The organism is Pseudomonas sp. 44 R 15, from assembly GCF_900004965.1.
GTDB classification, from domain to species: domain Bacteria; phylum Pseudomonadota; class Gammaproteobacteria; order Pseudomonadales; family Pseudomonadaceae; genus Aquipseudomonas; species Aquipseudomonas orientalis_A.
This window is the reverse complement of record NZ_CVTU01000091.1, coordinates 30957-42783: the sequence shown is the minus strand read 5'-3', so window position 1 is coordinate 42783 and position 11827 is coordinate 30957. Positions and strand designations below refer to the sequence as shown.

The 11827-nt window shown below is 59.6% G+C and carries 8 protein-coding genes; 3 read left to right on the top strand and 5 right to left on the bottom strand.

Going from position 1 to position 11827, the window contains the following annotated elements:
• Positions 1–47: 47 nt before the first annotated feature.
• From BFP93_RS14460 to BFP93_RS14440, 5 genes are all read right to left on the bottom strand, one after another.
• Entirely contained in the window at positions 48–1442 is a 1395-nt protein-coding gene (locus BFP93_RS14460) for an OprD family outer membrane porin (protein WP_065883650.1), read from the bottom strand.
• A 172-nt stretch (positions 1443–1614) separates the two neighbouring features.
• Positions 1615–3219 carry an ABC transporter substrate-binding protein gene (locus BFP93_RS14455; RefSeq protein ID WP_065883652.1) on the bottom strand — a complete coding sequence of 535 codons (1605 nt, stop codon included), beginning with the start codon at positions 3217–3219 and terminating at the stop codon, positions 1615–1617.
• A gap of 303 nt (positions 3220–3522) precedes the next feature.
• Positions 3523–5151 carry an ABC transporter substrate-binding protein gene (locus tag BFP93_RS14450; RefSeq protein WP_065883656.1) on the bottom strand — a complete coding sequence of 543 codons (1629 nt, stop codon included), beginning with the start codon at positions 5149–5151 and terminating at the stop codon, positions 3523–3525.
• 258 nt (positions 5152–5409) lie between these two features.
• A complete protein-coding gene (locus BFP93_RS14445) occupies positions 5410–7011 on the bottom strand; it encodes an ABC transporter substrate-binding protein (RefSeq protein ID WP_065893641.1) in 1602 nt (533 codons plus the stop codon).
• 91 nt (positions 7012–7102) lie between these two features.
• Complete coding sequence (locus BFP93_RS14440; protein WP_065893640.1) at positions 7103–7816, bottom strand: SIMPL domain-containing protein; 714 nt, start codon at positions 7814–7816, stop codon at positions 7103–7105.
• 206 nt (positions 7817–8022) lie between these two features.
• Here BFP93_RS14440 and BFP93_RS14435 point away from each other — a divergent pair, with 206 nt between their 5' ends.
• The 3 genes from BFP93_RS14435 (at position 8023) to BFP93_RS14425 (ending at position 11656) form a co-directional block, all read left to right on the top strand.
• Positions 8023–9285, top strand: a complete 1263-nt coding sequence (locus BFP93_RS14435; RefSeq protein ID WP_065893639.1) for an ATP-binding protein — start codon at positions 8023–8025, stop codon at positions 9283–9285.
• On the top strand, positions 9278–9838 hold the full coding sequence (locus tag BFP93_RS14430; RefSeq protein ID WP_003171731.1) for a response regulator transcription factor: 561 nt from the start codon (positions 9278–9280) through the stop codon (positions 9836–9838). The genes BFP93_RS14435 and BFP93_RS14430 overlap by 8 nt, the downstream gene beginning before the upstream one ends.
• Positions 9839–9937: 99 nt before the next feature.
• The gene (locus BFP93_RS14425) at positions 9938–11656 is read left to right on the top strand and encodes an ABC transporter ATP-binding protein/permease (protein WP_065893638.1); all 1719 of its coding nucleotides are present in this window, start codon (positions 9938–9940) and stop codon (positions 11654–11656) included.
• The last annotated feature ends 171 nt before the right edge of the window (positions 11657–11827 follow it).

The following is an 11827-nucleotide window of genomic DNA, read 5'->3' as shown; positions in this document are numbered from 1 at the left end:
GCGAAGACGGCGGGCTCGTCCTGAGCCCGCCGCTTACCTGGCGCTAATTAAAGAATGTTGAACGGGATGGTGGTGACCAGACGGAACTCTTTGATGCTGCCGTCGGACTGGAACTCGCTGCCACGGTGCTCAACGTAGGTTGCGCGCACGGTAGTGGCTTTGAGCGGGCCGCTCTGCAGGGCGTAAGAGGCGCCTACACCGTATTCCTGGTGCTTCTCGCCGTCCTGGGACTGGATACCGTCGTAGGCGAACTTGGCGCGACCATTGTTGCCGGTGTAGTGGGTACCGTCGATGCCCCAGCCGCGGGCCGAGTAGGCGTTGAACTTCAGGCCTGGCACGCCGTATTCGGCCATGTTGATGGCGTAGGCGATCTGGAACGATTTCTCGTTCGGGCCGTTGAAGTCGGACGTCAGGGAGTTGGCCAGGTAGATGCCGTTGGTTTCGTGCAGGTAGTCGAAGTACTCGTTACCGTTCACTTGCTGGTAGCCGAAGGTCAGGCTGTGGGCCTGGTGAGTCAGGCCAAGGGACAGGGAGAAGGTATCGTTGTCGATTTCCCCCATCTCTTTTTTGCCTTCATCGACCGTCTTGTAGTAGTTGAAGCCGGTGGTCAGGCCCAGTTGCTGAGCGTCGCCCAGTTCGTGGGTCGCGCCGAAGTAGTACTGGTTCCAGAAGTCCTTCACGTTGGCGGCGAAGAAGCTGGTCTTCAGGCTTTTCAGCGGCTGGTAGTTCACACCCAGGGTGGAGACCTTGTCGGTTTCCGCGCCATTGCCGTATTCGCTGCGGAATTTCGACAGGCTCTGTTCGGTACGCGGGGAAACGCGATCGAAAATACCGCCCTGGAACGACAGGTTGCTGAACTCTGCGCTGTTGAAGCTCACACCCTGGAAGCTTGAAGGCAGCGCACGGTTGCCGATGGTGTCGACGATGCCGCTGCTGAAGTTCTGGCGACCGGCGGTCAGCGTGGTGTTGGACACGCGGAACTGCACGTTGGCCAGGCCCAGTTTGCTCCACTGGTCGACGGCATCACCGTTGGAGTCGGCCAGGGTGCGGTTGGAGCCGCCCTTGATATCACGCTTGCTGCGGTCCAGGACCAGCGCGTTGTACACCGCCACTTCGGTCTTGACGCCGACAGTGCCCTGGGTGAAACCCGAGCTGGCGTTGAGGATGGTGCCCTGCACCCAGTTGGTACGGTTGCGGTCGGTACGGGTTTCACCATGCTTCTGGTACGAGAAGGTGCCCCCACGGTATTTGCTTTCATGGGAGTACCAGTTACGCGTGGTGCCGCCCAGGCTGAAATCTTCGATGAAGCCCTTGGCCTCGCTTTGGGCGCTGGTGCCGGCCAGAGTGGTAGGAACGAAGTCCTGGCTCTGGGTTTCAGCGTAGGCGGTGGCCGTGATGCTGCTGATGGCCAGGGCCAGAAGCGCTTTGCTGCTCAGTTTCATGGGTGAAGCTCCTTTGGTTCTCTTTTTTATGCCGGTCTTTTTAGGTGAACCGGCTATTGGGTGTGTAACTCGTTCAAGCTATTGCAAACGTTTGGCGTAGGAAAATTCCCAACAAAAGCCTGCACGTTTGCCGCAGGGCCAACATCGCCCTGCGCAATCCGGTTATTTTTTCTTATGGGGTGATACTGACGCCCGAGAACACGTTGCGGCCGAAGGGGCTCACTTTGAAGCCTTCGACTTTGGCGCTTAACGGCTGGTTGACCGTCGAGTGGGCGACTGGCGTGATCGGCACCTGCTGCTTGAGCAGTTGCTGTGCCTGTTTGTACAGAACAGTCCTTTGTTCACGGTCGGTGACGACCTTGGCTTGCTTGATCAGCTTGTCGTACGCCGGGTCACACCACATGGAGTAGTTGTTCCCGCCGATGGCGTCGCAGCTGTAGAGGGTGCCCAGCCAGTTGTCCGGGTCACCGTTGTCGCCGGTCCAGCCGATCAGGCTGACATCATGCTCACCGTTCTTGGTGCGCTTGATGTATTCGCCCCATTCGTAGCTGACGATCTTCACTTTCAGGCCGATCTTGGCCCAATCGTTCTGCAGCATTTCAGCCATCAGCTTGGCGTTGGGGTTGTACGGACGTTGTACCGGCATCGCCCAGAGGGTGATCTCGGTGCCTTCCTTCACGCCGGCGGCCTTGAGCAGTTCCTTGGCTTTTTCCGGGTTGTAGGCGGCGTCCTTGATGCTGTCGTCGTAGGACCACTGGGTCGGCGGCATGGCGTTGACGGCCAGTTGTCCCGCACCCTGGTAGACGGCGTTGAGGATGCTCTGCTTGTTCACCGCCATGTCCAGCGCCTGGCGCACTTCAAGCTGGTCGAACGGCTTGTGGCGCACGTTGTAGGCGATGTAGCCGAGGTTGAAGCCCGGCTTGGTCAGCAGTTGCAGGTTCGGGTCGGCCTTGAGCGCGTCGACATCGGCAGGGCGCGGGTGCAGGGTGATCTGGCATTCGCCGGCCTTGAGCTTCTGCACGCGCACCGAAGCGTCGGTGTTGATGGCGAAGATCAGTTGGTCGAGCTTGACCCGGCTCGGGTCCCAGTACTGTTTGTTCGCCACGTAGCGAATCTGCGAGTCTTTCTGGTAACGCTGGAACACAAACGGGCCGGTGCCGATCGGCTTCTGGTTGATATCGCTGGGTTTGCCTTCCTTGAGCAATTGCTCGGCATACTCGGCGGAGAGGATCGCGGCGAAGCTCATGGCGATGTTTTGCACGAACGCGGCATCGACCGTGTTCAAGGTGATCACCACGGTGTGCGGGTCGGTTTTTTCGACCTTGGCGATGTTCTTGTTCAGGCTCATCCCGTTGAAGTAGGGGAACTCGGTAGGGTAGGCCTTGCGAAACGGATGGTCGGGGTCAAGCATGCGGTTGAAGGTGAACAGCACGTCGTCGGCGTTGAAGTCGCGCGTCGGCTTGAACTCCTTGTTGCTGTGGAACTTCACCCCTTCACGCAGGTGAAACGTGTAGGTCAGTCCGTCTTCGGAAATATCCCAGTTGGTGGCCAGCCCGGGCACGACGTCAGTTGCACCCTTTTCGAACTCGACCAGGCGGTTGTACAACGGCTCTGCAGCGTCGTTGTCGGTGGCGGTGGTGTATTGCGCGGTGTCAAAGCCTGCCGGGCTGCCCTCGGAGCAGAACACCAGGCTCTTCTTGTCGGCGGCTTCAGCCGTTGTGGCCACGGCCAGAAGGCTGGTGGCAAACAGTGCGGATAGAACGGTGGTATGGCGCATGACGATCCCGATCCTTGTTTGTAGTTATCAACAGCGAGCGGTCCCACTGGCCACAGCCAGGGAGACATCACTGATCCCACACACAGCGAGTACCTTTCTCAAATTGGGGCCTCTGCCGTCCTACGACGTTATGGGTCGCGGACTTCACAGTAAATGCGCCAAATCGGACTGGCCTTGTAGGTAACGGAGACATGAAGCGCAGTTCATTACTGTAGGACGGCGGCGCTTAAAATGTGGTCTGTTTCCTACGATCTAGGCGGATGAAATAACGGCGACGTTGTGAAACGTCGCCGTTATTGATCCTTACTTGCCGCTTACGCTCACGCCGTAGAAGGAGTTCAAGCCAAATGGGCTGATCTTGAAGTCCTGCACGGTGTTGCGCATGGGTTGATACACCGTCGAGTGCGCGATAGGTGTCATCGGAACTGCGTCTTTGAGTACATGTTGCGCCTGCTTGTACAGCTCGGTGCGTTTGGCGACATCCGATGTGGCCTTGGCTTGTTTCACGATGCCGTCGAATTTCTTGTCGCACCACTTGGAGAAGTTGTTGCCCGACAGCGAGTCGCAGCCGAACAGCACGTTCAGCCAGTTGTCCGGGTCACCATTGTCGCCGCTCCAGCCAATGATCATGGCCTGGTTCTCGCCGCCCTTGGAGCGCTTGATGTACTCGCCCCACTCGTAGCTGGTGATCTTGACCTTCAAGCCGATCTTGGACCAGTCGTTCTGCAGCATCTCAGCCATCAGTTTGGCGTTCGGGTTGTACGGACGCTGAACCGGCATGGCCCACAGCACGATCTCGGTGCCTTCCTTGATGCCGGCTTCCTTGAGCAGCGCCTTGGCTTTCTCGGGATTGTAGGCGGCGTCCTTGATGGTGGTGTCGTAGGACCATTGGGTCGGCGGCATGGCGTTGACGGCCAATTGACCGGCACCCTGGTACACCGAGTCGATGATCTGCTGCTTGTTCACCGACATGTCCAGCGCCTGGCGTACGCGCAGGTCCGCCAGCGGGTTTGGCTGATCGCTGCCCTTGACCTTGTCCATCACGTTGTAGGCCACGTAGCCCAGGTTGAAACCGGCCTGGTGCGGCAGTTTCAGGTCCTTGTCTTCACCCAGCGCCTTGAGGTCGGCCGGACGCGGGAACAGGGTGACCTGGCATTCGTTTTTCTTGAGCTTCTGGATACGCACCGACGGGTCAGTGGTGATGGCGAAGATCAGGTTATCGATCTTCACGTCTTCAGGTTTCCAGTAGTCCTTGTTGCCGGTGTAGCGAATGTTCGAGTCTTTCTGGTAGCTCTTGAACACGAACGGACCGGTGCCGACCGGCTTCTGGTTGATGTCGGCAGGTTTGCCTTCCTTCAACAATTGCGCGGCGTATTCGGCGGATTGGATCGAGGCGAAGCTCATTGCCATGTTCTGAATGAACGCGGCGTCCACGGTGCCAAGGGTGAACTTGACGGTGTGGTCATCGATTTTCTCGATGTTCTTGATGTTGGTGTCCATCCCCATGTCCGTGAAATACGGGAACTCGGTGGGGTAGGCCTTACGGAATGGATCGTCTTTATTGATCATCCGGTTGAACGTGAACAGGACGTCGTCGGCCGAAAATTCACGAGTCGGCTTGAAGTACGGGGTGGTGTGGAACTTGACGCCTTCGCGCAGGTGGAAGGTATACGTCAGGCCGTCCGGGGACACGTCCCAGCTGGTGGCGAGGCCAGGCACCACGGCGGTGCCGCCGCGTTCGAACTGGCTCAGGCGGTTGAACATGGTTTCGGCCGAGGCATCGAAGTCTGTTCCGGTGGTGTACTGGCCTGGGTCAAAACCGGCCGGGCTCCCTTCGGAGCAGAACACCAGGTTAGTTGCCGCTTGGGCAAATGGGGCTGCGGCCATAAGGCCAGCGCTCACTAATAACGGAAGGACTGCGTGTTTAAGCATGTTGGCCTCATGATTTGTTGTCATTTTTGGTGGTGAGGGCGACCTCGTGAGTCGGCCTGCGGATACTTATGCAGGCGCCATACCCATTGCAAGATGTTGAACGGTTGCAAGCACCAAACAGTGGGACGGGCGTACAAGAATGTCGCATTTATGAAAGTTTCGACATAAATGTGTCCGTTTGGCGGTTTTTTTCGGTGCGTCGGGCGCACCGCAAAAGCCCAATCGAGGCGTCTAGTGCACTCGATTGGGGCGTTGTTGTTACTTATCTAGACTCACGCCGTAGAACGGTGTCAGCCCGAACGGGCTGATCTTGAAGTCGCGGACTTGCTTGCGCATTGGCTGGAAAACCGTCGAGTTCGCAATAGGCGTTATAGGTACTTGTTCCTTAAGGATTTGTTGTGCCTGTTGATACCACTTGATGCGCTGTTCGCGGTCGTTGCTGACCTTGGCCTGCTGCACCAGCTTGTCATAGGCCGGGTTACACCATTTGGCGTAGTTGCTGCCCTTGACTGCGGCACAACTGTAGAGCACGCCGAGCCAGTTATCGGGGTCGCCGTTGTCGCCGGTCCAGCCATAAATCATCGCGTCGTGTTCACCATTTTTGGCGCGCTTGATGTATTCGCCCCACTCATAGCTGACGATATTGGCCTTGATGCCGACCTTGGCCCAGTCCTGCTGGATCATTTGTGCGGACATGCGCGCGTTCGGGTTGGAGGCGCGTTGCACGGTCATCGCCCAAAGATCGATGGTGGTACCAGGTGCAACCCCTGCTTCTTTTAGTAGCGCCCGGGCCTTGGTCGGGTCGTACGGTGCATCCTTGATCGCCGGGTCATAAGACCACTGCGCCGGTGGCAGTGCGTTCTGCGCCAATTGTCCGGCGCCCTGGTAAACCGCCTTGATGATTGCAGGCTTGTCGATGGCCATATCCAGGGCCTGGCGCACTTTGAGCTGGTCCAGCGGCGGATGGGTAACGTTGTAGGCCAGGAAACCCAGGTTGAAGCCGGCCTGCTGCAGCACGCGCAAGTCGGGGTCCTGCTTCATCACCTCGATGTCGGCAGGGCGCGGGTAGCCGCTGACCTGGCATTCGCCGGCCTTGAGTTTCTGCAGGCGCGCGGCGGCGTCCGGGGTAATGGCGAAGACCAGGTTGTCGAGTTTCACGTCCTCGGGCTTCCAATACTGTTTATTGGCGACGTAGCGGATCTGCGCGTCTTTCTGGTAGCGCTTGAACACGAACGGTCCGGTGCCCACCGGTTTCTGATTGATGTCCTCGGCCTTGCCTTGCTTGAGGAGCTGGGCGGCGTACTCGGCCGATTGCACCGAGGCGAAACTCATGGCCAGGTTCTGCACGAACGAGGCATCAACGTTGTTCAGGTTGAAGCGCACGGTGTGGTCGTCGAGTTTGTCGACGCTTTTGATCGTGGTGTTCAGGCCCATGTCGGTGAAGTAGGGCGATTCGGAGGGGTAGGCCTTGCGAAACGGACTCTCGGCATCCAGCAGGCGGGTGAAGGTAAACACCACATCATCGGCGTTGAAGTCGCGGGTCGGGGTGAAGAAGTCGGTGGTGTGAAACTTGACGCCATCACGTAAGTGGAAGGTGTAGGTGAGGCCGTCTTCGGACACATCCCAGCGGGTGGCAAGGCCGGGCTCGACTTCGGTGCCGCCACGCTTGAACTGGGTGAGGCGGTTGAACACGGTTTCGGCGGAGGCGTCAAAGTCGGTGCCGCTGGTGTATTGGCTGGGATCGAAGCCGGCGGGGCTGGCTTCGGAGCAGTAGACCAAGGTGGTGGAGGCGTGAGCCAGCGGCATAAAGGCCAGGAGGCCTGCGGCAAGGAGGAGCGGTTTGAAGGCAATTCTGTCCATGGAGACCCCTGAAATCGCAACCCTGTAAAAGCTGCGCAAATGAAAACGGCGGTCACCGAGGTTACCGCCGTTCAGGGTTGTCAGGTAGGGGTCACTGCATCTGCACTTCAATCACGCCGTCTGCGCTCATGTTGACCTGGCTGGTGCCGGCTTCCACTTCAGGCGTGGGCGCCGAATCGGCCATCGCCGCTTTCATCATCATGGCGCCGCGCGCGTAGGGCATCGGGTAGCCGTTGGTGTTGAAATTCAGGTTGACGATTTTGTAACCCTTGCCGCCGAGTGCATCGGTAGCCAGTTGCGCACGGGCCTTGAACGCTGCCACTGCGTCTTTGAGCATCGCATCTTCGCTGGCCTTGCGCGTGCTGTCAGCGATGGCGAAGTCCATGCTGTCCATTTTCAGGGTGTTCAACAACTCGCCGGTGAGTTTGGACAACGCCGGGAAGTCCGCGCTTTCCAGGCGCAGTTCGGCGCGTTCACGCCAGCCGGTGATTTTCTGGTTTTTGCTGTCGTAGATCGGGTAGCTGTTGCGGCTGCCCTGGCGCAGGGTCACGGCCTTGACTTCGCGCGCCTGGCCCAGGGCGGTGTTCATGGTGGTGGTGATTTCAGCGGCAAGCTTGGCCGGGTCGGCGTTTTGCGATTCGGTGTAGAGGGTCACGATCATCTTGTCGCGCGCCACTTCCTGGCTGACTTCGGCGCGCAGGGAGATCTGGTTGTAATGCAGTTCATCGGCGGCCATGGCCGGCAGGCTGGCCAGGGCGCTTGCGCCGAGGGTGAGGACAGCGGCACTGCGAATGAAACGGGACATGAAAGCTCCTTGGGATTGTCGTGTTCGGTATGACTGTAGACGGTGGCGCCGGGTTCTTCGGGTTTACATATTCCCTACATGTTGTGACGGCGCCGACGAACGGTCATCTGCCCCCGCCTGCGTCAAAGAGCCACACGCGCCGTGCCGGCGGGTCTGCTTCGTTTATACTCGTGCCGATCCGCCTGCAGCGCTCATCGGGAGAGCTCATGCTCGCCGCCGTAAAACTGACTTCCGCCACCCGCCAGAACCTCTGGCGCCTGACGTTCATCCGCACGTTGGTATTGGCCGCACAGGCCGGTTCCGTCGGGCTCGCCTATTGGTTCGACCTGCTGCCGCTGCCCTGGCTGCAACTGGCCGTGACCCTCGGCTTTTCCAGCGTGCTGTGTGCGTTTACCGCCATCCGCTTGCGCACCACCTGGCCGGTCACCGAGTTGGAATACGCGCTGCAATTGGCCTGCGACCTGTTTATCCACAGTGTGTTGCTGTACTTCTCCGGCGGTTCCACCAATCCGTTTGTGTCTTATTACCTGGTGCCGCTGACCATTGCCGCCGTGACCCTGCCATGGCGCTATTCGGTGGTGCTGTCGGGCATCGCGCTGACGCTGTACACGCTGCTGCTGGCGCAATTCTATCCACTGCAGACCTTTCCGATCGCTCGGGAAAATCTGCAGATCTACGGGATGTGGCTCAGCTTTGCCTTGTCCGCCGCCGTTATCACGTTTTTTGCCGCGCGCATGGCCGAAGAGTTGCGCCGTCAGGAAGAGCTGCGCGCGATTCGCCGTGAAGAAGGCCTGCGCGACCAGCAATTGCTGGCGGTCGCCACGCAGGCGGCAGGTGCCGCCCATGAGCTGGGCACGCCGCTGGCGACCATGAGCGTGCTGCTCAAGGAAATGACCCAGGACCATCACGACCCGGCGTTGCAGGATGATCTCAGCGTGCTGCAGGAACAGGTCAAGCAGTGCAAGTTGACCCTGCAGCAACTGGTACGCGCCGCCGAAGCCAATCGGCGTCTGGCGGTCGAGATGCAGGATGTCACCCAGTGGCTCGACGAAGCCCTGAACCGCTGGCACCTGATGCGCCCTGAAGCCAGTTACCGTTTCAGCCTGTTGGGCCAGGGCAGCGTACCGCGCATGGCGCCGCCGCCGGATCTCACCCAGGCCTTGCTCAACCTGTTGAACAATGCCGCCGACGCTTGCCCTGAAGGCCTGGGCGTGCAGTTGGACTGGGACGCGGAAAACGTCACCATCAGCATTCGTGACCACGGCGCGGGCGTGCCGCTGGCCATTGCCGAGCAGATCGGCAAACCGTTTTTTACCACCAAGGGCAAAGGTTTCGGCCTTGGCCTGTTTTTGAGCAAGGCCAGCGTGACCCGCGCGGGCGGCTCAGTGAAGCTCTATAGTCATGAGGAAGGCGGTACGCTCACCGAGCTGCGCCTGCCCCGTGTCGCACGAGGAGATATCGATGAGTGACGAGATCCAAGTCGAAGGCGAAGAACTGCCGCATTTGTTGCTGGTAGATGATGACGCCACCTTTACCCGCGTGATGGCGCGTGCCATGAGCCGTCGCGGCTTTCGCGTCAGCACCGCAGGCTCGGCCGAAGAAGGCCTGACCATCGCCCAGGCCGACCTGCCGGACTACGCCGCGCTCGACCTGAAAATGGACGGCGACTCGGGCCTGGTGCTGTTGCCCAAGCTGCTCGAGCTCGACCCGGAAATGCGCGTGGTGATCCTCACCGGCTATTCCAGCATCGCCACTGCCGTCGAAGCCATCAAGCGTGGCGCCTGCAACTACCTGTGCAAGCCGGCGGATGCCGATGACGTGCTCGCCGCGCTGCTGTCCGAGCACGCCGACCTCGATACCCTGGTTCCGGAAAACCCCATGTCGGTGGACCGCCTGCAGTGGGAGCACATCCAGCGTGTACTGACCGAGCACGAAGGTAATATCTCCGCCACCGCTCGCGCGTTGGGCATGCACCGACGTACCTTGCAGCGTAAGTTGCAGAAGCGCCCGGTGCGACGCTGAACGGCGACTGAACAACCCGCTTCAGGCTGCACGGATGCACGAACCGATCACCTATGATCGGTTCAAACGCCTGTGATGTTTTCCTACCGAGCCTGAACAATGAATCAGAACGCTGAATATTCCGCGGTCAACGATGCGGTGCGCGGGCAATTCTTCCGCCGAACCTGGGCCATGATCACGCCGTATTGGCGCAGTGAAGAGAAGGGCAGGGCCTGGTTGCTGCTGGCCGCCGTAATTGCTTTGTCGCTGTTCAGCGTGGCGATCTCGGTGTGGATCAACCACTGGTACAAGGATTTCTACAACGCGCTGGAGAAGAAGGACACGGCTGCTTTCTGGCAATTGATCGTTTACTTCGGCGGTATCGCGGCTGTGGCGATCCTGGGCGCGGTGTACCGCCTGTACCTGACCCAGATGCTCACCATCCGCTGGCGTGCCTGGCTGACCGAACAGCACTTCGCACGCTGGCTCGCCCACAAGAACTACTACCAGCTGGAGCAGGGCGGCTACACCGATAACCCGGACCAGCGGATTTCCGAAGACCTCAATACGTTCACCTCCAGCACCTTGAGCCTGGGCCTGGGGCTGTTGCGCAACGTGGTCAGCCTGGTGTCGTTCTCGATCATCCTGTGGGGCGTGTCGGGCAGCATCGAGGTGTTCGGCCTCACCATTCCCGGCTACATGTTCTGGTGCGCGCTGCTGTACGCCGCCGTGGGCAGTTGGCTGACGCACTTGATCGGGCGTCGCCTGATCGGCTTGAGCAACCAGCAACAGCGCTTCGAAGCGGATTTGCGTTTCTCCATGGTACGGGTACGTGAAAATGCCGAAAGCATCGCGCTGTACAACGGCGAACCGAATGAAAAGCAACGCCTGAGCACGCGCTTCGGCAAGGTCTGGCACAACTTCTGGGACATCATGAAAGTGTCCAAGCGCCTGACCTTCTTTACCGCCGGCTACAGCCAGATCGCGATTATCTTCCCGTTTATCGTCGCCGCGCCGCGCTACTTCACCGGTAAGATCGAACTGGGCGAACTGATGCAAATCAACTCGGCGTTCGGCAATGTGCAGGAGAACTTCAGCTGGTTTATCAACGCCTACTCGGAACTGGCGTCGTGGCGCGCTACCAGTGACCGTCTGCTGAGTTTCCAGCAGGCCATGAGCGACAACGAGCAGCGTGCCCCGGCCATCGATGTGCGCCCTGAAGGCGAACACCTGGTGATCAAGAATCTGGGCATGGACCTGGCCGACGGCCGTCACTTGCTCACCGACGCCGACATGACCGTGGAGCCTGGCCAGCGCGTGATGCTCAGCGGGCGTTCCGGCAGCGGCAAGAGCACCTTGCTGCGGGCGATGGGACATCTGTGGCCGGCCGGCCATGGCAGCATTCGCCTGCCGGCGACGCGCTATCTGTTTCTGCCGCAGAAGCCGTATTTACCGATTGGCACGCTCAAGGCCGTGCTGAGTTATCCACAGGACGACAGCGTCTATCCGGCAGAGCGTTATGCACAGGTCCTGGAAACCTGCCGCCTGCCGCATCTGGTCAGCCGCCTGGATGAAGCCAACCACTGGCAGCGCATGCTCTCGCCCGGCGAGCAACAGCGCCTGGCCTTTGCTCGTGCGTTATTGTTCGCGCCGCAGTGGCTGTACATGGACGAAGCGACCTCGGCCATGGATGAGGAGGATGAGGCAACGTTGTATCAGGCGCTGATCGATGAACTGCCGGGGTTGAGCATCGTCAGCGTCGGCCACCGCAGCAGTCTCAAGCGCTTCCATGAAAGGCATGTGCGGATCGAGGGTGGGCGGTTGCAGGAGCAGATTTAAAGTCTTGCTCGGTCAAGTGTGGGAGGGGGCTTGCCCCCGATGGCTGCCTTTGGGCCGACTGGGGTGTTGGATCAGACCGAGTACATATCCGTTTCTGTGGTAACGGCCACTTAGGGTTCCGCCCTGACGGCGGCTCACTTTTGAAAAGCGCAAAAGTAAGCAAAACGCTCT